Raw genomic sequence first — 21,378 nt, 5'->3', positions numbered from 1 at the left:
TGCCGAAGCGGTGGAGAGGCCGAGCGTGGGGCTCGCCCCCTCCACCCGCCGCTCTTCGCTGCGCTCGGCGGGCGGTCCCCCTCCCGCCGCTTCGCGGGGGAGGTAGGAGCGAGATGGGAATGCGTCGCCCCTCATTCCTCCCCCTCCTCGCCGCTCGTCGACCACTCGAACACCCGGGCCAGGTGGTCGTAGTCGCTGATCCGGGCCTTCACGAACTGGGGAGCGACGCGGGACAGGTACGGCTGGGCGGGGTTGTCGAAGCGCGCGACGAGCTCGGAAAGGCCGGCCAGCGCCTGGGCGGCGGCGTCCTGGCTCTCGGGGCCGGCGGCGGCCCGGATCTCCACCTTGCCGGCGGGCTTGCGTCCGGTGACTTCGAGGTAGGTGAGGTCGCCAGGCGTCGGCCGGCCGAGGGCCTCGAACCCACCGCCGGCCAGGATGGCGGCGGTCAGCGTCAGCTGCGGCGAGAAGCCGGTCGCCACCTCCTTCTTCGAAGGCGCCTTGCCGGTCTTGTAGTCGAGCACGTGGCCGTAGCCGTCGCGGGTCACCTCGATCCGGTCGGCGCGGGCTTTGAGCGTGAAGGGGCCGGCGGGCGCATCGATGGTGAGTTTGCCCTCCTGCTCGATGTGGAGGGTGCGGCCGTCGCGCCGCTCGCGCTCCAGCTCGACGACCCAGGCGGCGGCCTCGCGCGCCAGGGCGCCTTCCCGCACCAGCGCCTCCTTCGGCATGCCGGCCTCGACCAGGGCGTCCATGTAGAGCCGCTCGAAGATGGCCGCGGCGTCATCGGGCAGGGCGTGCGGGTGCTCCGTCGAGAAGATTTCGAACGCCTTGTGGATGGCGGTGCCGCGGGCGCGGGCCTCCACGGCCTCGTCCGGCCGCTCCAGCGGGTAGAGCTTGAGGATGTCGCGCGCCCAGACGGCGTAGGGGTCGCGGGTGAGCGCCTCGATGCGGGTGACGGCCAGCTCGCGCGGCCGGTGCTCGACGGGCGGGATGGGCGCGGGGCGCTTGGCGGGGGCGTAGGCGCCGGGCGCGTCCAGGGCGCGGGCCCAGGCCAGGACCTCCGGGTGGCCGGGGATGTCGACGCCGGCGCCGCGGGCCAGGGTCTCCAGCCGCCAGAGCCAGCGGGACTTCACGGCGGGCGCACCCTCGCGCCGCTCGGCATGCAGCAGGACGACCTCGGGCGCGCAGGCGGCCTGGGCGAAGTCGTGGGCGGCGAGGCCAATGCGCCGCTCGGGCGGCGGCAGGCCGAGCCGCCGGCGCATCGGACGCGACAGGAAGGGATCGAGCGGCGCGCCCTTCGGCCAGACGCCCTCCTCCAGGCCCGCGACGATCAGCCGGTCGGCGCGCACCAGCCGGGCCTCGATGGCGCCCAGGATGCGCAGGCGCGGGTGGGTGGCGCCGCCGGCGCGGACCGTCTCGGCGGCCATCAGCGCGTCCAGCAGGTCGGCGAAGCGGTCGGCGCTCGCCGGCGGCAGGCCGGCGGAGTCGTGGATCAGGCTGGACAGCAGCCGGCTCAGCGCCTCGCCGCCGTGGCCGGCCCAGAGCTCGCCCGCATCCCCCGCAGGGTCGGCGGCGAACGCCTCCATGGCCGCGGCCAGCGCCCGGGCGGCGTCGGCGGGGCGGGCGGGGCCGGCGGCGTAGACCCCCGTCAGGGCCTCGAGCGCGCCCCGCAGCCGCGCCGGCAGGTCTCCCGCATCGGCCTTCTTCTCCGCCAGCCGGCGGTCGAGCGTCTCCCACTCGTGCGGGCGGGCGCCGCGAAGCGCCGTCTCCTCCAGCACCTGCGCCAGGGGCTCCAGCTCCGATCGGTCGAGGCCGAGGCGGGTGAAGGGGTGCTTCAGCAGGCCGAGCAGGATCACCGGGTCGAGCGGGTCGGCGGCGGCGCGGGCCAGCAGGTGGGCGAGCACCCCCACCCGGCGGCCGGCCAGCGCCTCCCCGGCCGAGGAGTCGGGGACGATGCCCCAGCGGGCGAGCCGGGCGGCGACGCGCCGCGACAGGGCCTGGTCGGGGGAGACGAGGGCGGCGGTCATGCCCGGCGTCTCCAGCGCCTCGCGCAGCAGCAGGGCGGCGACGGTGGCGGCCTCCTCCTCGCTGCGGGCGGAGACCAGGGAGAGGCCGTCGAAGCCGCGGGCGATGGTGGCGCCCGGCTCGCCCGGGCCCTTGCCCGCCAGTTCGCCGATGACGTGCAGCCAGTCGGCGGTGGCCTCGGCCGGACGCAGCGCCTCGTTGATCACCCGCCGGCGCCAACGGCCCTCGGCCAGCTGCGGGCGCGAGGCGGGCCAGACGGCGACGTCGGCCCGGGCGATGCCGGCCCGGTCCAGCAGCCGCTTCATCGCCCCCTGCGGATGCTGCTCTTCGACTTGCGCCCAGGCCTTGTCGGCCAGGCCCTCGTCGAGGCCCGGAAGGACGACGCAGCCCTGCGGCGCGCGCGCGATCACCGCCAGCAGGTCGGCGGTGGCCGGGGCGGTGCCTGTGGAGCCGGCCGCAACCAGCCGCCCCTCCGGCGGCTCGGCGTCCCATTTCTCGGCCAGCGCCCGCAGCAGCAGCACGCGGCGCTGGCTGACGTCCACCAGGCCGAGCTCGGCGAGGCGCTTGGGCCAGGCGTCCAGGGCGACCTCCAGGAAGGTGCGGGAGATACGCCAGTGTTCGGCCAGGTCCCCGTCCACCAGGTCGGCGAGGCCCTTCTCGGCGGTGACCTCCTCGATCTGCAGGCTGTCGAGGAAGCCGCCGAGGGCGTCGGCCAGCTCCAGTGCCCCGACGGCGTCGAGTTCGCGGTTCAGCAGCCCCTCATTCGCCTTCACGAGCCCGGTCAGCTCGAAGCGGCGGCGCAAGGGGTCGATGGCGGCGGGCAGGTCGAGGGCCAGGTCGCCCGGCTCGAAGGGCGGTTCGCCCTCGTCGAGGTCGCCGAGCGGCAGGATCTGGGGCGGCAGCAGGGCCCGCCCGCCTGCGGCGGCGAGGAAGGCGTCGGTCAGGGCCCGCGCGCCCCGGCGGGTGGGCGTCAGCAGGACGGCCTGGGCCAGCGCCTCCGGCCCTTCCGGGATCAGCGCCTCGTAGAGGCCGCGGGCCAGGTCCTCGGCGAACGGCCGGTGGGCCGGGATGCTGAACCAGCGCGGGGCTGGGACGCCGAAGATCTCATGCCGGCTCATTGAGCCGCGCCTCGGCCGCTTCCCGGGCGGCGGGATCGCCCACGTGCATCCAGAAGGCGTCCATCACCGCGCCGTAGAGCCGGCCGCGGGCGGCGAGCTCGCGCCAGATCGGCACCATGGAGAAGGCGCCCTCGCCGGCCCCGTCCAGCACCTGCGGCTTCATGATCTGGAAGCCGACGTTGGCGTAGGGCGTCGGCGGTTCCGGCTCGGCCGAGTGGGTCAGCCGGCCTTCCGCATCCATGAAGAAGCCGCGCGGGCTGTCGAAGCCGATGCCCTGGCCGCGGGGCACCAGCAGCAGGGCGATGTCCATCTTGTCCGGATCCCAGACGCGCTTCAGCGCCTCCAGCGCCGGCGTGCGCCCCTCGATCCAGATGGAGTCGATGTTGGCGACGAAGAAGGGATCTTCGCCCAGCAGCGGGCGGGCGAGCTGGATGCCGCCGCCGGAATCCAGCAGCTCGGCCCGCTCGTCGCTGATCCGGATGCGCGGATGGGTCCGGCCGGCCAAGTGGTCCTCCATCTGGTCGGCGAAATGATGGACGTTGACCACCGCCTCCTCGACGCCGGCCTCCGCCAGCCGGTCGAGCACGTGGTCGATCAGCGCCTTGCCGCCGACGGTGACCAGCGCCTTGGTGGTGGTGTCGGTCAGCGGCCGCATGCGGGTGCCCAGGCCCGCGGCCAGCACCATGGCGCGCTTGGGGCCAGGGATCACCGGCGCGCCTCGGCGGGAACGTGCGCGTCGAACCAGGCCTTCACCGGCGCCATCTCCGGCGCGGCCAGGCAGCGGTTCAGATAGCCCCAGGTCCTGGGCATGAAGGCCTCGTAGCGGGGCCGCCCGTAGCCGGCGACCTGCCGGGCGAAGATGAACAGGATCCGTGACATGTTGAGCGCGCCCAGCGCGTGATAGTCGGCCAGGAAGGCCTCGCGGTCGATGTCGCTGCGGATCGAAAGGTAGCGATCGAGCGCCTGCTTCTCGCGCTCGGGCGAGACGTCCCGGCGCGCGTCGTGCAGCAGCATCGAAAAGTCCCAGGCCGGATGGGCGCGCACGGCGTCCTGGAAGTCCAGCATGCCCACCCGCTGCGCGTCGGCCCGGGCGGGCAGCCAGATCAGGTTCTCGGCGTGGTAGTCGCGGTGGCAGAAGACGGAGGCCTGGGCCTCGCCCCGGGCCCGGATCGGCGCCCACAGGGCCTCCCACTCGGCGGCGGCCTCGTCGGAGAAGGGCGGGAGGCCCGCGTACTTGGGCCACCACTCCAGGAACATCGCCCCGCCGGTCTGCAGGGCCAGGTCGTCGTAGGCCAGCAGCGGCCAGCGGACGCCCTCGTGGCTCAGCACGTCCGGCGGGCGGGTCTCGTGGATGCGGGCCAGCGCGTCCACCGCGGCGTCGTACAGCGGGCCCTCGTCCTGGCCGTTCTCGATCAGTCGGGCGTAGAGGTCGTCGCCCAGGTCTTCGAGGACCGCCAGGCCCTCAGGCGCGTCGTGGGCGACGATGTGGGGCGCCGACAGGCCCTGGGCGCGCAGCCATTCGGCGGTGGCGATGAAGGCGTCGACCCGGCCGGCCGCCAGCCGGGCCATGGCGTTGTAGCCGGCGGCTCGGCGCTGCTCGGGGGTCGCGTCCGGCGGGCAGGGGGCGCTCTCGACCGGGGGCTGGTCCATGAAGATCAGGCTCACACCGTCCGGCCGGTGCAGGCGCTCGTAGCGGCGCGTGGAGGCGTCGCCGGCCAGCGGCTCGCGCCGCGCATCGCCCAGTCCGTTGCGGGCCAGGAAGTCGGCCTTCAGCGCCTCACGATCCGAACTCAACCTTGCGACCCTCCCAGGCGCCGTGGGCCTCCAGCCGCACGCGCCGCACGCTTTCATCCGCCCCGGTTTCTGGCGTGATCCGCACCTCAAGTCGATGCGGCGGAAGCGCGTCCAGCCGCTCCGGCCACTCGATCAGCGCCGCCCCGTCCTCCAGCGCCTCGTCCAGGCCGATCTCGTAGGCCTCGTCCGGCGAAGTGAGACGGTAGAGGTCGAAGTGGGCGATCGGAAGGCCGCGGCCCTCGTAGAACTGGACGAGGGTGAAGGTCGGGCTCGGCACGTCCTCGTCCGGGCGGGTCCGCGCGCGGATCAGCGCCCGGGCCAGGGTCGATTTGCCGGCGCCCAGCGGGCCGGAGAGGCAGATGGCCTCGCCCGCCTGCAGCGCCGCCGCCAGCGCCTGGCCCAGGCGCGCGGTGTCGGCCTCGCCGTCGAGGCGCACTTCGGTCTGGCGGTCGAGGATCATGCGAAGGGGCGGTCGGGCTCGGCGGGAAGGATGCGTTCCACATAGGCCTTTACGGCCAGCGTCGCAGCGCCTGCGTCGGGATCGAGCGCCTCCGGCGGGATCGGCGGGCCGAAGATCAGCGAGAACTTCCGACCCTGCTTGTTCAAGAGCTCGTGGAAGAGGGTGATGTCCCGAAGCTCGGCCGAGAAGCGGTTGAAGAAGTGGAAGAGGGTCGACCAGGGGCCGGCCACGTGCACCGGGACCACCGGCGTCTCGTACTTGCGGGCGATGGAGAGGGCGCTGGTCATCCAGGGCGGATCGCAAAGCGTGCCGTCCGGCGCGCGGCGGGCGAGCCGCCCGGCCGGGAAAATGGCCAGGGCCCGCTCGGCCTCCATGGCGGCCTTGGTCTGCTGCAGGGTCGTGCGGGTCCGCTCCCGGGTGCGCTTGGCTTCAACCCACTCCACCGGGATCAGGATGTCGTCGAACCTCGGGCAGACCCGGTGGGCGTCCGAGTTGGCGTAGAAGCAGATGTCCGGCCGGCGGGCCTTCACCGCATCGTAGAGCGCGATCCCGTCGGCGATGCCGGTGGGGTGGTTGGCGATCAGGATCACCCGGCCGTTCTCCGGCACGCGTTCCAGCCCGTAGGTCTCGACCCTCAGCGCCAGTTGCTGGGAGATGTGCTCCAGGGCCGCCTTGCCGGGCAGCGGGGCGATGTGGTCGGCCATCCGCCGGGCCTTGCGGTAGTGGAGCATCGCATAGAGCGGCGGCCGGATCAGCGGCCAGGCCGGGCTCGACGACAGCGTCGGCGCCCGCTCCTCGATCAGCACGTCGATGATGTGCGCCCGCCGGCGCTGAGCAGAGGTCGTGGCGGCGGCGACTGTCATTGCACGGAACATCGCGCGCGTCGCCGAAGGCGGCAAGCTCGGCCCGCATTTCAGATAACGTTGACATTCAGATGCAACGCGTATTGCAATATCGGCGCTATGCGAACTCGTCTGAAGCGCGTCGAACAGGTGGAGCGGAACCGGGAGCTGGTCCTCGAGGCGGCCCGGCGCGTGTTCCTCGAAAAGGGCTACGCCGGCGCCAGCGTGGAGGAGATCGCCGAGGCGGCGGGCTTCTCCCGGGGCGTCGTCTATTCCCAGTTCGGCGGCAAGGGCGACATGTTCATGGCCCTGCTCGAGACGCGCATCGCCGAGCGGGCGGCGGAGAACGAGGCGGCGGCGGCGCGGCTCGACGGGCCCGATGCGGTTCGGCAGGTGCTGGCGCTCGGCGAGGCCGACGCGCGGCGCGAGCCCCGGTGGCAGATGCTGCTCATCGAGTTTCGCATCCAGGCGGCGCGCGATCCGGTGCTGGGGGCGCGCTACGCAGCCGCGCACCGGCAGACCATCGCCCGGCTGGCGAAGATGCTGCAGGCCGCCTGGGCGCGATCGGGCCGCGAGCCCGCGCTGCCGCCGGACGAGCAGGCGCGGCTGATCCTGGCGATGGGGAGCGGCCTGACTCTGGAGCGGGCGGCGGACCCCGAGGCGCTCCCGGAGGCGGTCGGCGCGCCCGCGCTGCTGCGGCTCCTGGGCGCCTGAAGGAAGGAGGCGCACATGGATGATCTCGAGCACTACCGCCGGCGGCTGCAGGCGAAGGTCTTCGCCGGCGCCTTCGAGCATGTGGCGCGGCTCGGCTGGAGCGCCGAGCGGGTCGCCGCCCGCCAGGCGGCCGGCCTCCGCGCGCTTCTCGCCCACGCCCAGGCCCTCTCGCCCTTCCACGCGCGTCGCCTGAAAGGCGTCGACGCCGAGGCCTTCCGGCTCGCGGACCTGCCCCGCCTGCCGGTGATGACCAAGGCCGACATGATGGCCGGCTTCGACGAAGTCCCCACCGACCGGCGGCTGACCCGCGCGGCCGTCGAGCAGGCGCTGGCCGAGACGGGCGACCGGCCGAAGCCGCTGTTCGGGGACTATGTCTGCTACGCCACCGGGGGCAGCTCCGGGGTGCGCGGGATCTTCGTGTGGGACGCCGAGGCGATGGCCGAGTTCGTGCTGTCGACCAAGCGGCCCGGGCTGAGGGCGGCGATGAGCGGCCAAGCTCAGCCGGGAAAGGCCGCAATGGTGGCGGCGGGCTCGGCGGTGCACATGACCGGGAGCGCCGAGGCGCTGACGGAGGGCACGCCCGAGCCGTTCGTCGCGGTCCCTGCGACCCTGCCCCTCGAGGTCATCGTCGCGCGGCTGAACGCGATCCAGCCGCAGCAGCTGTTCGGCTATCCGAGCATGCTGGCGCGGCTGGCGGCGGAGCAGGCGCAGGGGCGGCTCGCCATCGCGCCCGGACTGGTCACCTGCTCCAGCGAGACTCTGACCGCCGAGCAGCGCCAGGCGATCCGCACCGGATTCGGCGCGCCGGTGGTGAACACCTTCGCCTGCACCGAGGGCCTGGTCGGCCACAGCGCGCCGGACGAGGAGCCGCTGACCTTCAACTCCGATATCTGCCTCGTCGAGCTCGTCGACGCCGACTATCGGCCCGTCCCTCCCGGCCGCCCTTCGGATAGGGTGCTGGTGACGAACCTGGCCAACCGGGTCCAGCCGCTGATCCGCTACGAGCTCTCCGACCGCTTCGTGCAGGTGGAAGGCGACCCCGCCTGCGGCCACCTGCAGGCGCTGGTGGAGGGCCGTTCGGACGATGTGCTGCGTTACGGGCGCATCGCCGTCCACCCGCACGCCATCACCTCGGTCATGGTCCGCCGGCCGGAGGTGGCCGACTACCAGGTCCGCCAGACGCCGCGCGGCATCGAAGTGGATGTGCTGGGGCGTGACGACGGCGGCCTCGGAGAGGCGTTGCGGGCTTCGCTGGCGCGGGCCGGCCTGCCCGACCCGCAGGTCGCCGTGCGCGCGGTCGCCGCCTTGCCGCACGACGCCCGCACCGGAAAGCTGCGCCGCATCGTGCCTGCGCCGGCGCTGGAGAGCGCCTGAGGCCTCACGTCGTCGCCCGCTCCTCGAAGCCTTGGCTGCCGTCGTCTTCGGCGGAGGAGCGGTCGACGCGAAGGACGCGGGCGGCGGGCGGGCCCTCGTGGCAGAGCTCGGCCAGGCGCTGCAGTGCGCCCTTGTCGCCGATGGCCAGCAGTTCGACCTTGCCGTCGCGCCGATTGCGCACCCAGCCGTCGACGCCCAGGGCCGTCGCTTCGCGCACCGCCCACCAGCGGTAGCCGACGCCCTGCACCCGCCCTTCGATGATCAGCCGCATCGCTTCGCGAGCCATGGCGAACGCATGCGCCGACAGGCCCGCGAGATCAACTAGCCGGGCGGCCGGCGCGGGCCTAAGACTTACGGCATGCGTGACATCCACCATTTCATCGACGGCGAGGCACGTTCCGGCGCCTCGGGCCGTTTCGGCGACGTGTTCGACCCCAACACCGGCGAGGTGCAGGCGAAAGTGGCCCTCGCCAGCGCCGAAGAGGTCGACGTGGCGGTCCAGGCCGCGGTCCGCGCCCAGGCCGAGTGGGGGCAGGTCAATCCGCAGCGGCGCGCGCGGGTGATGTTCGAGTTCAAGCGCCTCGTCGAGGCGCGGATGGACGAGCTCGCCACCCTGCTCTCCTCCGAGCACGGCAAGGTGATCGCCGACTCGAAGGGCGACATCCAGAGAGGCCTGGAGGTGATCGAGTTCGCCTGCGGCGTCCCGCACGCCATGAAGGGCGAGTACACCGAGGGCGCGGGGCCCGGGATCGACGTCTATTCCATGCGCCAGCCGCTGGGCGTTGCGGCCGGGATCACCCCGTTCAACTTCCCGGCCATGATCCCGATGTGGATGTTCGGCGTGGCCATCGCCTGCGGCAACGCCTTCATCCTCAAGCCCTCGGAGAAGGACCCCTCGGTCCCGGTGCGGCTGGCCGAGCTGATGATGGAGGCGGGCGCGCCAGCCGGCGTGCTCAACGTGGTGCACGGCGACAAGACGGCCGTCGACGCCATCCTGCGGCACCCGGCGATCGCCGCGGTGAGCTTCGTCGGCTCGTCCGACATCGCCCACTACGTCTACCGGGAGGCGGCCGCTCACGGGAAGCGCTGCCAGGCCATGGGCGGGGCCAAGAACCACGGGATCATCCTGCCCGACGCGGACCTCGATCAGGCCGTGAAGGACATCGTCGGCGCCGCCTACGGCTCGGCCGGCGAACGGTGCATGGCCCTGCCGGTGGTCGTGCCCGTCGGCGAGAAGACCGCCGGCGCGCTGCGCGAGCGGCTGGTGGACGAGGTCGCGGGCCTGAAGGTCGGCGTCTCCACCGACGCGGCCGCCCAGTACGGCCCGGTGGTCAACGCCGCCCACCGCAAGCGGGTGGAGGACTACATCCAGCTGGGCGTCGACGAAGGCGCCGAGCTGGTGGTCGACGGCCGGGGCTTTGCGCTCCAGGGCTTCGAGAAGGGCTTCTTCATCGGGCCCACCCTGTTCGACCGGGTGACGCCGCAGATGAAATCCTACCAGGACGAGATCTTCGGGCCGGTGCTGCAGATCGCCCGGGCGGAGACCTTCGAGGAGGCGCTGGCCCTGCCGTCGAACCACGCCTACGGCAACGGCGTGGCGATCTTCACCCGTAACGGCCGGGCCGCGCGGGAATTCGCCAGCCGGGTCAACGTCGGGATGGTGGGGATCAATGTGCCGATCCCGGTGCCGGTCGCCTACCACACCTTCGGCGGCTGGAAGCGCTCGGCCTTCGGCGACGCCAACCAGCACGGCATGGAGGGCGTGCGCTTCTACACCAAGGTCAAGACGGTGACGGCCCGCTGGCCGGAAGGCGCGCTTGAGGACAGCGCCTTCGTCATCCCGACGATGCGCTGAGGGGCCTTCGCACATGGACAGGAAGCGTCTGACGGCGATCGCCGCCCTGGTGCTCGTCGTGGCCGTCGTCGGCGCGGCCGGCTGGGCCTGGTGGCAGAACGACCTGCGCTGGCGGCCTAAGACGATCGGCAAGCACGCCCCCGAGATCGCCCGGCTGCTGGAGCAGGAGGCCGGCTGGGTCTCGCCGGGCCTGAACGGGTCCAAGCTCTACATGGTGTCCTTCCGCACCTGCCCGGACTGCCTGCGCTTCAAGGCCGAGCAGTTCCCGGACCTGCACGCCGCCGGCGTCGACACCCGGGTGATCGAGATCGCCCGCCGGGACGTGAACGGCCTTCCGAAATCCACGCCGGAAGAGCGGGCGACGGTCGCCGAGCTGTGGCTCACCCGCAGCTGGGCGCTGATGGAACGCTGGGAGTCCATGCCCGCCGCCGCCTGGACCGCCCCGGGCATTCCGCCCGCCGACGGCGACCCGGCGCGCACCGCGGTGGTCGAGGCCGGCCGCGGCCTGGTGGACCAGCTCGTCCCGCTGATGAAGGCCAACGGCGTCGACTTCGCCTACCCGCTGCTGGTCTGGTGGGACCAGGACGGCCGCATGCGCGCCTGCGCCTGCGAGAAGCGCGAGACGTATCGCTACGTGCGGCGCGAGCTCGGGGTGGAGTGAGCGCGCCTTCCCTCCCCTTCAGGGGAGGGTGGCCCGGAGCGAAGCGACGGGACGGGTGGGGAAGTGACGGACCGCGAACACGCTGGCTGTCCGGTGTCATGGCAGTTCAAGACTCCCCACCCCGCCGATGCTTCGCATCGTCGATCCTCCCCTGAAGGGGAGGGAGGTCCTCAAACCCTCCGGTTGATGATGTCCTTGTTGTGGGCGCGGGTGCGCGGGCCCTGGCTGCGCTCGGCCTCGGTCTTCAGGCCTCTGCGGGTGTGGTTGGAGCTGAACACGGCGCCGGGCTCGGGCTCGCCCCAATCGAGTTCCGGATTGTCCCGCTCGCCGATATCGTTCGGATCGAGATTGGCCTGGGTCGCCTGGCCGAAGCGGGGCTCGGAGGGCTCGTCGTCGCCGGATTGCTCGAAGCTGCGGGCCTCGGCGGCCTCGCCCGCCTCGTCCTCGTCGTCGGCGGCTTCGAAGGCCCGGGCCGGCGCGCCGGCGTCGGTCCCGGCCGGGTCGTTGTCCCAGCCCTCGGTGCGATCGGGCTCGGTGGCGCCCTGCCCGCGGTTCGGGGAGCGCTGCAGGTTCATCTCCTCCTGGCCGACGCCGCCGCCCTGCATCTGGGTGCGATTGGAGCTGACGGTGCTCGGCGAAAAGGTGCGGTCTTCGTCCGCCATGTGGGGCTCCTCGTTGGTGAATTGGCTCGCCGGTCCAACCCGCTCGCCCGCTTGGCTGTTCCGCGCGGAGGCGTTGTGATCCGGCCCGGTCCGGGCTAGGGGCGAGGGCTCATGGCCTCCGCCCTTTCGACCGCCTACGAGGCGCGCCTCGCGCGCGGCGAGATCACCCCCGACCCGGCCCAGGCGCGCGCGGTGCAGGCGCTCGCGCGGCTGGAGGCCGATCTGGCGGCCAGCGAGCCGAACGGCCTGCTCTCTCGCTTCCGCAAGCCCGAGAGCCAGCGCGGCGTCTACCTCTGGGGCCCGGTCGGCCGCGGCAAGTCCATGGTGATGGACCTGTTCTACGAGACGGCGCCGGCGGCGAAGAAGCGGCGCACCCACTTCCACGTCTTCATGGGCGAGGTGCACCGGCTGGTGGACGCCTGGCGCAAGGGCGATGCGGCCGCCCGCAAGGCCCGCTTCGGCCAGGCCCGGGGCGACGATCCCATCCCGCCGGTGGCGGACGTGGTGGCCAGCGAGGCGCGGCTGCTCTGCTTCGACGAGTTCCAGGTCACCGACATCGCCGACGCCATGATCCTGGGCCGGCTGTTCGAGGCCCTGTTCGCCCGCGGCGTGACCCTGGTCGCCACCTCCAACCGCCCGCCGGACGAGCTCTACAAGAACGGCCTCAACCGCCAGCTCTTCGTCCCCTTCATCGACATGCTGAAGGCCCGCTGCGAGATCGTCCGGGTGGCCGGCGCCCACGACTACCGGCTGGACCGTCTGCGGGCGGCAGGGACCTGGTTCTCGCCCAACGATCCGGACAACGAGCGCCAGTACGACGCGCTGTGGGCCAGCATGCTGAACGGCGACGAGGAGCTGGGGGAGACACTGGAGGTGCTGGGCCGCAAGATCTGGCTGCCGCACGCCGCCGGCGGCCAGCTGCGCGCCACCTTCGCCAGCCTGTGCGGGACGGCGCTGGGGCCCAACGACTACCTGGCCATCGCCGAGCGCTTCCACACGGTGTTCCTGGAGGACGTGCCGAAGCTCTCGCCCGCCAAGCGGGAGGAGGCGAGGCGGTTCGTCACCCTGATCGACGCCCTGTACGAGGCCCGCACCCGGCTGATCGTGCTGGCCGACGCCGAGCCGGCCAAGCTCTATCCCGAAGGCGAGGGCGCCTTCGAGTTCGAGCGGACCGCCTCGCGCCTGGAGGAGATGCGCTCGGCGGATTGGCTGGCGGATCGGGAGTAATCATCACCGTCATCCCGGACGGCCGTTAGGCCGATCCGGGACCCAGCAACGGCGCGCGGGAGTCTGGGTCCCGGCTCTCGCTGCGCTCGGCCGGGATGACGAGTTTGGTCAGCTCGCCTCGCTCAGCCCCTCCACCTGGCTCATGCGGGGCCAGGGGCCGGTGTAGGCGGCGCTGCGGATGAAGGGGCGGTCTTCTTCGGCGCACCGTCGGATGCGGTCGAGCAGGGCCTGGGCGGTGAAGGGCTTGGCGAGGAACTCGTTGACCCCCGCCCGCAGGCAGGCGCGCACGACGTGCAGGTCGGTGTGGCCGGTCAGCATGATCACCGGGACCTCGGTGAACGGGTTGGCGGCGTCGCGGCGGAGCTCCGTCACGAAGTCCAGGCCGTTCATCTCCGGCATCTTGAAGTCGGTGATCACCAGGTCCGGCCGCGCCTCGGACATCACTTCCAGCGCATGGCGCCCGTCGGCGGCCTCGAACAGCTTGGAGAACCCGAGGCCGTAGAGCGCCGCCTTGATCAGCGTGCGCATGTTGCGGTGGTCGTCGACGATCAGGATGCGAACGTCGTGCAGCACGGATGCCATCGTCAGCCCTATCTACGCCCGGAACTCGGGGGCCGCGGTCAGTCCGTACGGTCTGTGAACGCGCGAGGTAAACGCTCAGGAAACCTGCGCTGTGGCGCCCCGACGCAGGCTCTCCACCAGCTCGCGGGCGTAGGGACGCAGCTCGTCCATCGAGCGGACGCAGAGGGTGAGCTCGCGCAGGGCCCATTCGTCGGTCAGGGGCGCGATGCCCAGGGCCATGGTCTTGGCGGCGCGGCGGGCGCTGGTCTCCGGCACGACGCCGACCCCCACCCCGTGCTCCACCAGCCGGCAGACCGCGTCGAAGCTGCGCAGCTGGACCCGCAGGCGCAGCGGCCGGCCCTCGCGGGCGGCCTTGTCGGCCAGGAAGCGCTGCAGGGCGCTGGAGCGGGCCAGGCCCACGAAATCGTAGTCGAGCGCCGCGGAGAAGCGCACGGCCTTCTCGCCCAACGGGTGGCCGGCGGGGGTGACCACAACGAAGCGGTCGGTGCGGAAGGGAAAGGTCTGCAGACCGCCCAGGTCGACCGTCCCGGCGACGATGCCGACATCGCCGGCACCTTCGGCGATCAGGCCGACAATCTCGTCGGAGAGCCGCTCCTCCAGCTCGACGGAAACGTGCGGGTGGGCGGCCAGGAAGGCGCTGAGCGCCTCGGGCAGGAATTCGGCCGAGGCGTTGGTGTTGGCCAAGAGGCGCACCTCGCCGGAGAGCCCCGACGCGTAGGCCGACATCTCGTCCTTCAGCTGGGCGGTCTGGGACAGGATGGTGCGCGCGTGCTTGAGCAGGGTGCGGCCGGCGGGGGTGGGCGCCACGCCCTGGCGCGAGCGGACCAGCAAGGGCGCGCCGAGCGCCGCCTCCATGTTGCGGATCCGCGTCGAGGCCGCGGCCAGGGCCAGCGCGCTCTTCTCGGCCCCGCGGGTGATGGCGCCGGCCTCCACCACGTCGCAGAACAGCCGCAGGTCAGTAAGGTCGAACCGCATCCTTCGTCCCTCGCGAAGGAAGCGTACAGGAGATACGCATTGCATCAAGGCGCTAGCGAGCGGAACTTCGCAGGCGGCGAAGGAGCGTCTCCAATGATCATGATGATAACCGAGCGCCCGCTCCCCCTGGGGTTCGACCCCGCAGACGAGGCGCTGATGCGGCGCCACTGCCGGATCGCCGTCGATTCCATGGCCAAGCTGGGCGGCCGGATGCATTGGGTTTGCAGCTACGTCACCGAGGACGCGATCGTCGGCGTGACCTTCGTCGAGAGCGAAGCTGACATGGCGGCCTACCAGGCGGCTGCAGGCATTCAGGACCAGCCGATCCGGGTCAGCCGCGTCCTGCGCCGCCTCGATCCGGGGCTGGCGGCGTGAGGCCCCACATGCGGTTCGTTGACACCCGACTTTCGACCTCTAAAAGCGGAGCCTCTTCAATGCTTCGGCGAGGGATGCAGCCATGACGGACGCCACGAGAGGGCCGCGGGAGCGCCCGCTGTCGCCGCACGTGCAGGTCTGGCGCTGGCACGTGACCATGGCGACCTCGATCATGCACCGGGTGAGCGGCGTCGGCCTCTACGTCGGCGCGCTGATCCTGGCCGGCTGGGCGGTGTCCCTGGCGCAGGGGCCGGAGGCCTACGAAGGCTTCAAGGCGCTGATGGGCTCGATCGTCGGCCAGGTCGTCCTGTTCCTGCTGACCGCCGGCGCCTTCTACCACCTGGCCAACGGCATCCGGCACCTGGTCTGGGACGCCGGCAAGGGCCTGAACGTGAAGAGCGCCAACGCCAGCGCCTGGTTCGTCATCTTCTTCACCGCCGGGGCGACCCTGGTGCTCTGGGGCGCCTACCTGATGGGGATCATCTGATGGCCAGCTATCGCACGCCGCTTGCGCGGGCCCGCGGCCTGGGCGCCGCCGGCCATGGGGTCGGCCACTGGATCGGCGAGCGCGTCAGCGCCGTCGCGCTCGTGCCGCTGACGCTGTGGGCCATCTACGCCTTCGTGCGCCTGGCGGACGCCAGCCACGCCGAGGCCGTCGCCTGGGTGCGGGACAACCCGCTGAACCCGGTGCTGCTGGTGCTCTTCGCCGCGATCAGCTTCTGGCACATGCACGCCGGGATGCGGGTGGTCGTGGAGGATTACATCGAGAAGGTCGCAACGAAGGCGACGCTGCTGCTGCTGAACCTCTTCGTCTGCGTGCTGGCCGGCGGGCTGGCCGTCTTCTCCATCCTGCAAGTCGCTCTGGGAGGCGAGTAAGGCCGTGGCCGCTTACGAATTCATCGACCACAAGTTCGACGTGGTGGTCGTCGGCGCCGGCGGCTCGGGCCTCCGCGCCGCGCTCGGCTGCGCCCAGGCGGGGCTGAAGACCGCCTGCATCTCCAAGGTCTTCCCGACCCGCTCGCACACCGTGGCGGCCCAGGGCGGCATCTCGGCCAGCCTCGGCAACATGGGCGAGGACGACTGGCGCTGGCACATGTACGACACCGTCAAGGGGTCGGACTGGCTGGGCGACCAGGACGCCATCGAATATCTGTGCCGCAACGCCCCGGCCGCGGTCTACGAGCTGGAGCACTGGGGCGTGCCCTTCTCGCGCACCGAGGACGGCAAGATCTACCAGCGCGCCTTTGGCGGCATGACCCGCAACTTCGGCGAGGCCCCGATCCAGCGCACCTGCGCGGCGGCCGACCGGACCGGCCACGCCATGCTGCACACCATGTACGGCCAGTCGCTGGCGCACGACACCGAGTTCTTCATCGAGTACTTCGCCCTCGACCTGATCATGGACGAGGGTGTCTGCCGGGGCGTCACCGCCTGGAAGCTGGACGACGGCACCCTGCACCGGTTCCAGGCCCAGATGGTCATCCTGGCCACCGGCGGATACGGCCGGGCCTACTTCAGCTGCACCAGCGCCCACACCTGCACCGGCGACGGCAACGGCATGGTGCTGCGGGCGGGCCTGCCGCTGCAGGACATGGAGTTCGTCCAGTTCCACCCGACGGGGATCTACGGCGCCGGCTGCCTGATCACCGAGGGCGCCCGCGGCGAAGGCGGCTACCTGACCAACTCCGAGGGCGAGCGGTTCATGGAGCGCTATGCGCCGACCGTGAAGGATCTCGCGCCCCGCGACATGGTCAGCCGGGCCATGACCATCGAGATCCGCGAAGGCCGGGGCGTCGGTCCGAACAAGGACCACATCTTCCTGCACCTGGACCACCTGGATCCGGCGGTGCTGGCCCAGCGTCTGCCCGGCATCTCGGAAAGCGCCAAGATCTTCGCCGGCGTGGACGTCACCAAGCAGCCGATCCCGGTGCTGCCGACCGTGCACTACAACATGGGCGGCATCCCCACGAACTTCTTCTCCGAGGTGGTCACCCGCGAGGGCGACGATCCGGACAAGACCGTCCCCGGCCTGATGGCGGTGGGCGAGGCGGCCTGCGTGTCGGTGCACGGCGCCAACCGCCTGGGCTCCAACAGCCTGATCGACCTTGTGGTGTTCGGCCGCTCGGCGGCCCTGCGGGCCGCGGACATCCTGAAGCCCGGCGCGACCCAGCCGGAGCTGAAGCCCCACCACACCGAGGCGCACCTGGCGCGCTTCGACAAGCTTCGCAACGCCAACGGCGGCACGCCGACGGCCAAGCTGCGCCTCGACATGCAGCGGGCGATGCAGGAGGAGGCGGCGGTGTTCCGCACCGGCGAGACCCTGCAGCAGGGCGTCGTGCGGCTGCAGAAGGTGCACGACCAGCGCGGCGACCTGAAGGTCACCGACCGCGGGCTCATCTGGAACACCGACCTAATGGAGACCCTGGAGTTCGACAACCTCATCGGCCAGGCGGTGGTGACGGTGAGCGGGGCGGTGAACCGCACCGAGAGCCGCGGCGCCCACGCCCGCGAGGACTATCCGGACCGCGACGACGAGAACTGGATGAAGCACACGCTCGCCTGGTTCGACGACGCCACCGGCAAGGTGCGCCTGGACGACCGCCCGGTGCACAGCTTCACCATGACCAACGACATCGCCTACATCCCGCCCAAGGCGCGGGTGTACTGATCCCGGAAGGCGCTCCTTAGATGGTCCAGCTTACGCTTCCCAAGAACTCCAAGGTCCAGAAGGGCAAGCACTTCCCCGCGCCGGAAGGCGCCAAGCGGGTGAAGACCTTCCGCATCTACCGCTACGACCCGGAAGGCGTGGAGAACCCGCGCTGGGACACCTACGACGTGGACGTGGACGCCTGCGGGCCGATGGTCCTGGACGTCTTGATCCACATCAAGAACACCATGGACCCGACGCTGGCCTTCCGCCGCTCGTGCCGGGAAGGGGTGTGCGGCTCCTGCTCGATGAACATCGGCGGGCGCAACACCCTGGCCTGCACCCACGGCTGGGAAGAGGCGGCCGGCAAGGAGGTCCAGGTCAGCCCGCTGCCGCACATGCCGGTGGTCAAGGACCTGGTCCCCGACCTGACCATGTTCTACGCCCAGTACAGCTCCATCGAGCCCTGGCTGCACACCGAGACGCCAGAGCCGCAGACCGAGTGGCGCCAGAGCCCCGAGGACCGCGAGAAGCTGGACGGCCTCTACGAGTGCATCCTGTGCGCCTGCTGCACCACCTCGTGCCCGAGCTACTGGTGGAATGGCGAGAAGTACCTGGGTCCCGCCGCGCTGCTGCACGCCTACCGCTGGATCATCGATTCCCGCGACGAGGCCACCGGCGAGCGGCTGGATGCGCTGGAAGACCCCTTCAAGCTCTACCGCTGCCACACCATCATGAACTGCGCCCAGGTCTGCCCGAAGGGGCTGAACCCGGCCAAGGCCATCGCCGAGATCAAGAAGAAGCTCGTCGACCGGGTGGTGTGATCCTCGCGAGGTGACAGGTAGGCCTTCGGCCAACCAGTCACCGACGGCCGCCGGTGACTGGTTGGGCGCAGCCCTACCTGTCACCCTTCTCCGCTATCCCGGCGAGAGGCGGGAGCCAAGCTGGGCCGCCGCGCGGGTGAAGGCGGCCAGGAAATCCGCATAGTCCGTCTGGACCCCGGCTTTCGCCGGGATGAGCGGGGGTGAGGGGGCTCGCCGGAGCGCCGCCCGCTGCGCCGCCTCGCGCGTGGTCTTCGCCCTGTGGCAGGCGGGGCAGAGCAGCTTGAGGTTCTCGGGGCCGTAGTAGGCCCGCCGCGCGTCGGGCGGCAGGTGGGCGACCGACCAGAGCGGGATGGTGTGGTCGAGCTCCAGGGCGCAGGCCCGGCGGACGCGCACGTAGCGGGCGCGGGTCTCCCGGTCGATGCTCCTCCGCCGGCTGGCCAGCCACTTCTTCGGGGCCTCGCCGCAGGCGGCGCAGCAGGCGCCGTCGCGCTTCTTCACGAACTTGAACTGCCGCTTGCGCCAGGCGGCGAGCTGGTAGGCCTCGACGCAGGCCGGGTGCCAGGCGCGCCGGCGGTTCGGCTGGCCCGCCTTGGGCCCCGATTCGTGCAGGATGGCCTCGCCGCACCAGCGGCAGCACCCGCCGGAGCGTTCGTCGTGATGAAGGGGCGGCCGGCGGGAGCGCATGGGCGCCAGTCTGGCGCGCGTCGGGTTGCCAAACCTCTGACGCCCCGGCGGCTCAGGCGTGGAAGCCCGACCGCTCCTGCCGGAACACGGCGCGGCCGTTCTCGTGGACTTCGATGGACTGGTAGTGCGGCGAACTCATCAGCTGCCGGCGCGCCAGTTCGCGCGCCCGGTCCTCGTCCGGGACCACCGCGAAGTGCAGCGTCGGAACCGAGTACCGGTCGTCGTGGATGAAGTAGGAGTAGGTGCGCATCTCGCCCCGTCAGACCCTGTTGCGACGATGAGTTTCGGGGGCCGGCCCGGTCCGGGGAATCAACCAGGTTAAGGGCGCGGAACTTTTTCGCCGGTCGCGCTCGCCTTTCAGCGTTCGGCTTGCTTGTCTGCGCCCGCTGGGATGCGCGGTCCCGGTGGAGTAATGGTCATTCGGCGCCCGAAGAAGTTGACGGGGGCGTCACTTTTCTGCATGGGGGCGTTATGGGAGATGCGGCCGGTCATGTGGTGATCCTCGGCGCAGGCCATGCCGGAGGCACGGCCGCGGCGCTGCTGCGCCAGTACGGCTACGAGGGCCACATCACCCTCGTCGGCGAGGAGCCGATCCCGCCCTACCAGCGCCCGCCGCTGTCCAAGGCCTGGCTGAAGGGCGAGGCCAACGCCGACGACCTGACGCTGAAGCCGGTGGAATTCTACGCCGAGTCCAAAATCGACTTCCGGCCGAACCTCAAGGGCGTGCAGATCGACCGCAAGGACAGGCGGGTGACGCTGTCCGACGGCTCGGTGATCACCTACGACACTCTGATCCTGGCGACGGGCGCGCGGCCGATCGCGCTGCCGCTGCCGGGCGCCGACCTGGAAGGCGTGCTCTTCCTGCGCACCGCGGCCGACGCCGAGGCGCTGAAGGCGCAGGTCGGGCCGGGCAAGCGGCTGGCGGTGGTCGGCGGCGGCTACATCGGCCTGGAGGTCGCCGCCTCCGGCCGGGCGCTGGGCGCCGAGGTGGTCGTGCTGGAGCGCGAGAACCGGCTGCTGGCCCGCGTCGCCTGCGAGGCCCTCTCCGACTTCTTCAAGGGCTACCACGAGACCAAGGGCGTGGCTTTCGAGCTGGGCTGCTCGGTGACCGGCTTCGTCGGCGATGCCGGCCACATCACCGGCGTGCTGCTGGAAAGCGGGCGCATCGTGCCGTGCGACGCGGCCGTGGTCGGCGTCGGGGTTCGTCCCAACGACGAGATCGCCCGGGAGGCGCGGCTGGAGGTCGGCCGAGGCGTCATCGTCGACCTCGACGCCCGGACCTCCGATCCCGCGATCTTCGCGATCGGCGACGTGACCGAGCGGCCGATGGCCCACTACGACAACCGCATGTTCCGGCCCGAAAGCGTGCCGAGCGCCCTGGAGCAGTCCAAGCAGGCCGCCGCGGCGATCTGCGGCCGCCCGCGGCCGGCCCCCGAGGTGCCCTGGAACTGGTCGGACCAGTACGACCTCAAGCTCCAGATCGCCGGCCTGCCGTTCGACGCCGACGACCTGCTGATCCGGGGCGATCCTTCCACCGGCCGGTTCGCCGTCTTCCACCTGAAGGGCGACATCGTCCAGTCCGTAGAGTCCATCAACTCGCCGCCCGAATTCATGATGGGCAAGCAGCTGATCGGCTCGAAGAAACCGGTGTCCCGCGCAAAGCTTGCGGACCCCACGATTTCCATGAAAGAGGTCGCCGTCTAGCGGCGAGGGTGTTGATGGCGAAGATCACCTACATCGAGTTCGACGGGACCGAGCATGTCGTCGACGTGAGGAACGGCCTGTCGGTGATGGAAGGGGCGGTGAAGAACAACATCCCCGGCATCGACGCCGACTGCGGCGGCGCCTGCGCCTGCGCCACCTGCCACGTCTATGTGGACGAGGCCTGGCGCGACAAGACGGGGACCTCCTCGGCGATGGAGGAGTCGATGCTCGACTTCGCCGAGAACGTCGAGCCGAACAGCCGCCTGTCCTGCCAGATCAAGGTCTCCGACGAACTGGACGGGCTCGTGGTCCGTATGCCGGAGAGCCAGCACTAGGGACGGTGAGGGGTGACAGGTAGGGCTTGCGCCCAACCAGTCACCGAAGTCCGCCGGTGACTGGTTGCGCCGGCCAGGCGCTACCTGTCACCCGGAACCATCGGCCGCGCTCTCGCTTTCCAGCCCATCAGAGTCGATGACCCGGAGGCTGGAGATGGCCAGGAAGTTCGAACGTATCTTCGGTGTCGCCGTCGCCCTGAGCGCGAGCGCGGCCCTGGCCGCCTGCGGAGGCGGCGAGCGCACGGCGGAGGCCGAAGAGGGCGGCACGACCGCCGAGGTCTCCACGAACCTGCCGGAAAGCCAGGTCCCCGACCAGCAGCTCGAGAACGCGGCCGAAGGGGCCGCCGCCGCGGCCGCGACCCCCGGCGCGGGCACCTCTGTGGTGGTCAGCCCGGACGGCGGATCGCCGGCGCCGGCCGGCGCCAACGTCTCCGGCGGCGCGGCGGCGACGGCCGGCGCGGCCGGCGTGACCACGGCCGATCAGGCCAAGTAGGCCGCCCCATTACCTGAGGCGTAATCGACC

Annotated in this window: 24 protein-coding genes; 13 read left to right on the top strand and 11 right to left on the bottom strand. The window is 71.6% G+C overall.

The genetic code is table 11. From position 1 onward, the window contains the following. Nucleotides 1-131: 131 nt before the first annotated feature. The 5 genes from addB to ACFSC0_RS06805 are packed head-to-tail and all read right to left on the bottom strand — an operon-like array spanning nucleotide 132 to nucleotide 6,257. Complete coding sequence (gene addB, locus ACFSC0_RS06825; protein WP_377284250.1) at nucleotides 132-3,140, bottom strand: double-strand break repair protein AddB; 3,009 nt, start codon at nucleotides 3,138-3,140, stop codon at nucleotides 132-134. Then, nucleotides 3,127-3,849: a nucleotidyltransferase family protein gene (locus ACFSC0_RS06820; protein WP_377284249.1), complete on the bottom strand. Its 723-nt coding sequence runs from the start codon at nucleotides 3,847-3,849 to the stop codon at nucleotides 3,127-3,129. The genes addB and ACFSC0_RS06820 overlap by 14 nt, the downstream gene beginning before the upstream one ends. Then, nucleotides 3,846-4,934 carry an N-acetylmuramate/N-acetylglucosamine kinase AmgK gene (gene amgK / locus ACFSC0_RS06815; protein WP_377284248.1) on the bottom strand — a complete coding sequence of 363 codons (1,089 nt, stop codon included), beginning with the start codon at nucleotides 4,932-4,934 and terminating at the stop codon, nucleotides 3,846-3,848. Before amgK ends, ACFSC0_RS06820 begins: the two co-directional genes overlap by 4 nt. Next, nucleotides 4,918-5,394 carry a tRNA (adenosine(37)-N6)-threonylcarbamoyltransferase complex ATPase subunit type 1 TsaE gene (gene tsaE / locus ACFSC0_RS06810; protein ID WP_377284247.1) on the bottom strand — a complete coding sequence of 159 codons (477 nt, stop codon included), beginning with the start codon at nucleotides 5,392-5,394 and terminating at the stop codon, nucleotides 4,918-4,920. The genes amgK and tsaE overlap by 17 nt, the downstream gene beginning before the upstream one ends. Beyond that, entirely contained in the window at nucleotides 5,391-6,257 is an 867-nt protein-coding gene (locus tag ACFSC0_RS06805; protein ID WP_377284246.1) for a GNAT family N-acetyltransferase, read from the bottom strand. Before ACFSC0_RS06805 ends, tsaE begins: the two co-directional genes overlap by 4 nt. A 99-nt stretch (nucleotides 6,258-6,356) precedes the next feature. On the opposite strand from ACFSC0_RS06805, the gene ACFSC0_RS06800 reads away from it, so the two are divergent. Together ACFSC0_RS06800 and ACFSC0_RS06795 are read left to right on the top strand one after the other, a co-directional pair. Next, entirely contained in the window at nucleotides 6,357-6,950 is a 594-nt protein-coding gene (locus ACFSC0_RS06800; RefSeq protein WP_377284245.1) for a TetR/AcrR family transcriptional regulator, read from the top strand. A 15-nt stretch (nucleotides 6,951-6,965) separates the two neighbouring features. Then, nucleotides 6,966-8,324, top strand: a complete 1,359-nt coding sequence (locus ACFSC0_RS06795) for a phenylacetate--CoA ligase family protein (RefSeq protein ID WP_377284244.1) — start codon at nucleotides 6,966-6,968, stop codon at nucleotides 8,322-8,324. A gap of 4 nt (nucleotides 8,325-8,328) precedes the next feature. On the opposite strand, the gene ACFSC0_RS06790 is transcribed toward ACFSC0_RS06795, so the two are convergent. Then, nucleotides 8,329-8,610, bottom strand: a complete 282-nt coding sequence (locus tag ACFSC0_RS06790; RefSeq protein ID WP_377284243.1) for an acylphosphatase — start codon at nucleotides 8,608-8,610, stop codon at nucleotides 8,329-8,331. A 72-nt stretch (nucleotides 8,611-8,682) separates the two neighbouring features. On the opposite strand from ACFSC0_RS06790, the gene ACFSC0_RS06785 reads away from it, so the two are divergent. Then, nucleotides 8,683-10,179 (top strand): CoA-acylating methylmalonate-semialdehyde dehydrogenase, encoded by a 1,497-nt coding sequence (locus tag ACFSC0_RS06785; protein WP_377284242.1) that lies wholly within the window; start codon nucleotides 8,683-8,685, stop codon nucleotides 10,177-10,179. A 13-nt stretch (nucleotides 10,180-10,192) separates the two neighbouring features. Continuing rightward, nucleotides 10,193-10,840, top strand: coding sequence for a hypothetical protein (locus tag ACFSC0_RS06780; protein WP_377284241.1), 648 nt, complete (start codon nucleotides 10,193-10,195; stop codon nucleotides 10,838-10,840). A gap of 170 nt (nucleotides 10,841-11,010) precedes the next feature. Here ACFSC0_RS06780 and ACFSC0_RS06775 read toward each other — a convergent pair whose 3' ends face one another. After that, complete coding sequence (locus ACFSC0_RS06775; protein WP_377284240.1) at nucleotides 11,011-11,502, bottom strand: hypothetical protein; 492 nt, start codon at nucleotides 11,500-11,502, stop codon at nucleotides 11,011-11,013. A gap of 111 nt (nucleotides 11,503-11,613) precedes the next feature. Between ACFSC0_RS06775 and zapE the strand changes: the two genes are divergently transcribed. Then, on the top strand, nucleotides 11,614-12,729 hold the full coding sequence (gene zapE, locus ACFSC0_RS06770) for a cell division protein ZapE (protein ID WP_377284239.1): 1,116 nt from the start codon (nucleotides 11,614-11,616) through the stop codon (nucleotides 12,727-12,729). A gap of 108 nt (nucleotides 12,730-12,837) precedes the next feature. Here the strand turns inward: zapE and ACFSC0_RS06765 are convergent, their stop codons facing one another. Further along, nucleotides 12,838-13,311: a response regulator gene (locus ACFSC0_RS06765; protein WP_377355114.1), complete on the bottom strand. Its 474-nt coding sequence runs from the start codon at nucleotides 13,309-13,311 to the stop codon at nucleotides 12,838-12,840. Between the two features lie 75 nt (nucleotides 13,312-13,386). Beyond that, nucleotides 13,387-14,286, bottom strand: coding sequence for a LysR family transcriptional regulator (locus ACFSC0_RS06760; RefSeq protein WP_377284237.1), 900 nt, complete (start codon nucleotides 14,284-14,286; stop codon nucleotides 13,387-13,389). 93 nt (nucleotides 14,287-14,379) lie between these two features. Between ACFSC0_RS06760 and ACFSC0_RS06755 the strand changes: the two genes are divergently transcribed. The 5 genes from ACFSC0_RS06755 to ACFSC0_RS06735 all read left to right on the top strand — a co-directional run bounded on the left by ACFSC0_RS06755 (nucleotide 14,380) and on the right by ACFSC0_RS06735 (nucleotide 18,132). Further along, nucleotides 14,380-14,661: a hypothetical protein gene (locus ACFSC0_RS06755; protein ID WP_377284236.1), complete on the top strand. Its 282-nt coding sequence runs from the start codon at nucleotides 14,380-14,382 to the stop codon at nucleotides 14,659-14,661. Between the two features lie 82 nt (nucleotides 14,662-14,743). Next, nucleotides 14,744-15,148, top strand: a complete 405-nt coding sequence (gene sdhC / locus ACFSC0_RS06750) for a succinate dehydrogenase, cytochrome b556 subunit (RefSeq protein WP_377284235.1) — start codon at nucleotides 14,744-14,746, stop codon at nucleotides 15,146-15,148. Continuing rightward, nucleotides 15,148-15,537 (top strand): succinate dehydrogenase, hydrophobic membrane anchor protein, encoded by a 390-nt coding sequence (sdhD, locus tag ACFSC0_RS06745; RefSeq protein ID WP_377284234.1) that lies wholly within the window; start codon nucleotides 15,148-15,150, stop codon nucleotides 15,535-15,537. Before sdhC ends, sdhD begins: the two co-directional genes overlap by 1 nt. Nucleotides 15,538-15,541: 4 nt before the next feature. Beyond that, nucleotides 15,542-17,329: a succinate dehydrogenase flavoprotein subunit gene (sdhA, locus tag ACFSC0_RS06740; RefSeq protein WP_377284233.1), complete on the top strand. Its 1,788-nt coding sequence runs from the start codon at nucleotides 15,542-15,544 to the stop codon at nucleotides 17,327-17,329. 20 nt (nucleotides 17,330-17,349) lie between these two features. Further along, entirely contained in the window at nucleotides 17,350-18,132 is a 783-nt protein-coding gene (locus ACFSC0_RS06735) for a succinate dehydrogenase iron-sulfur subunit (RefSeq protein WP_377284232.1), read from the top strand. Between the two features lie 93 nt (nucleotides 18,133-18,225). Here the strand turns inward: ACFSC0_RS06735 and ACFSC0_RS06730 are convergent, their stop codons facing one another. Then, the gene (locus ACFSC0_RS06730; RefSeq protein ID WP_377284231.1) at nucleotides 18,226-18,816 is read right to left on the bottom strand and encodes an HNH endonuclease; all 591 of its coding nucleotides are present in this window, start codon (nucleotides 18,814-18,816) and stop codon (nucleotides 18,226-18,228) included. 52 nt (nucleotides 18,817-18,868) lie between these two features. Further along, nucleotides 18,869-19,066 carry a hypothetical protein gene (locus tag ACFSC0_RS06725; protein ID WP_377284230.1) on the bottom strand — a complete coding sequence of 66 codons (198 nt, stop codon included), beginning with the start codon at nucleotides 19,064-19,066 and terminating at the stop codon, nucleotides 18,869-18,871. Nucleotides 19,067-19,287: 221 nt separating this feature from the next. On the opposite strand from ACFSC0_RS06725, the gene ACFSC0_RS06720 reads away from it, so the two are divergent. The 3 genes from ACFSC0_RS06720 to ACFSC0_RS06710 all read left to right on the top strand — a co-directional run bounded on the left by ACFSC0_RS06720 (nucleotide 19,288) and on the right by ACFSC0_RS06710 (nucleotide 21,348). Next, complete coding sequence (locus ACFSC0_RS06720; protein ID WP_377284229.1) at nucleotides 19,288-20,520, top strand: NAD(P)/FAD-dependent oxidoreductase; 1,233 nt, start codon at nucleotides 19,288-19,290, stop codon at nucleotides 20,518-20,520. A gap of 14 nt (nucleotides 20,521-20,534) precedes the next feature. Then, entirely contained in the window at nucleotides 20,535-20,855 is a 321-nt protein-coding gene (locus tag ACFSC0_RS06715; protein WP_377284228.1) for a 2Fe-2S iron-sulfur cluster-binding protein, read from the top strand. Nucleotides 20,856-21,009: 154 nt separating this feature from the next. Further along, nucleotides 21,010-21,348 (top strand): hypothetical protein, encoded by a 339-nt coding sequence (locus tag ACFSC0_RS06710; protein WP_377284227.1) that lies wholly within the window; start codon nucleotides 21,010-21,012, stop codon nucleotides 21,346-21,348. The last annotated feature ends 30 nt before the right edge of the window (nucleotides 21,349-21,378 follow it).

It is taken from the genome of Phenylobacterium terrae (genome assembly GCF_042681205.1).
Lineage (GTDB): Bacteria > Pseudomonadota > Alphaproteobacteria > Caulobacterales > Caulobacteraceae > Phenylobacterium > Phenylobacterium terrae.
Note: the sequence above shows the minus strand (reverse complement) of the source record. Positions and strands in the feature narration are given on the sequence as shown.

Excerpts from the sequence above, each read along its gene's own strand:
- ACFSC0_RS06775 (WP_377284240.1), bottom strand. The coding sequence starts at position 11,502 with ATGGCGGACGAAGACCGCACCTTTTCGCCGAGCACCGTCAGCTCCAAT.
- ACFSC0_RS06720 (WP_377284229.1), top strand. The coding sequence starts at position 19,288 with ATGGGAGATGCGGCCGGTCATGTGGTGATCCTCGGCGCAGGCCATGCC.
- ACFSC0_RS06755 (WP_377284236.1), top strand. The coding sequence starts at position 14,380 with ATGATCATGATGATAACCGAGCGCCCGCTCCCCCTGGGGTTCGACCCC.
- ACFSC0_RS06785 (WP_377284242.1), top strand. The coding sequence starts at position 8,683 with ATGCGTGACATCCACCATTTCATCGACGGCGAGGCACGTTCCGGCGCC.
- sdhC (WP_377284235.1), top strand. The coding sequence starts at position 14,744 with ATGACGGACGCCACGAGAGGGCCGCGGGAGCGCCCGCTGTCGCCGCAC.
- zapE (WP_377284239.1), top strand. The coding sequence starts at position 11,614 with ATGGCCTCCGCCCTTTCGACCGCCTACGAGGCGCGCCTCGCGCGCGGC.
- ACFSC0_RS06805 (WP_377284246.1), bottom strand. The coding sequence starts at position 6,257 with ATGACAGTCGCCGCCGCCACGACCTCTGCTCAGCGCCGGCGGGCGCAC.
- ACFSC0_RS06800 (WP_377284245.1), top strand. The coding sequence starts at position 6,357 with ATGCGAACTCGTCTGAAGCGCGTCGAACAGGTGGAGCGGAACCGGGAG.
- tsaE (WP_377284247.1), bottom strand. The coding sequence starts at position 5,394 with ATGATCCTCGACCGCCAGACCGAAGTGCGCCTCGACGGCGAGGCCGAC.
- ACFSC0_RS06780 (WP_377284241.1), top strand. The coding sequence starts at position 10,193 with ATGGACAGGAAGCGTCTGACGGCGATCGCCGCCCTGGTGCTCGTCGTG.
- ACFSC0_RS06790 (WP_377284243.1), bottom strand. The coding sequence starts at position 8,610 with ATGGCTCGCGAAGCGATGCGGCTGATCATCGAAGGGCGGGTGCAGGGC.
- ACFSC0_RS06795 (WP_377284244.1), top strand. The coding sequence starts at position 6,966 with ATGGATGATCTCGAGCACTACCGCCGGCGGCTGCAGGCGAAGGTCTTC.
- ACFSC0_RS06725 (WP_377284230.1), bottom strand. The coding sequence starts at position 19,066 with ATGCGCACCTACTCCTACTTCATCCACGACGACCGGTACTCGGTTCCG.
- ACFSC0_RS06735 (WP_377284232.1), top strand. The coding sequence starts at position 17,350 with ATGGTCCAGCTTACGCTTCCCAAGAACTCCAAGGTCCAGAAGGGCAAG.
- ACFSC0_RS06710 (WP_377284227.1), top strand. The coding sequence starts at position 21,010 with ATGGCCAGGAAGTTCGAACGTATCTTCGGTGTCGCCGTCGCCCTGAGC.
- sdhD (WP_377284234.1), top strand. The coding sequence starts at position 15,148 with ATGGCCAGCTATCGCACGCCGCTTGCGCGGGCCCGCGGCCTGGGCGCC.
- ACFSC0_RS06765 (WP_377355114.1), bottom strand. The coding sequence starts at position 13,311 with ATGGCATCCGTGCTGCACGACGTTCGCATCCTGATCGTCGACGACCAC.
- ACFSC0_RS06730 (WP_377284231.1), bottom strand. The coding sequence starts at position 18,816 with ATGCGCTCCCGCCGGCCGCCCCTTCATCACGACGAACGCTCCGGCGGG.
- ACFSC0_RS06715 (WP_377284228.1), top strand. The coding sequence starts at position 20,535 with ATGGCGAAGATCACCTACATCGAGTTCGACGGGACCGAGCATGTCGTC.
- ACFSC0_RS06760 (WP_377284237.1), bottom strand. The coding sequence starts at position 14,286 with ATGCGGTTCGACCTTACTGACCTGCGGCTGTTCTGCGACGTGGTGGAG.
- addB (WP_377284250.1), bottom strand. The coding sequence starts at position 3,140 with ATGAGCCGGCATGAGATCTTCGGCGTCCCAGCCCCGCGCTGGTTCAGC.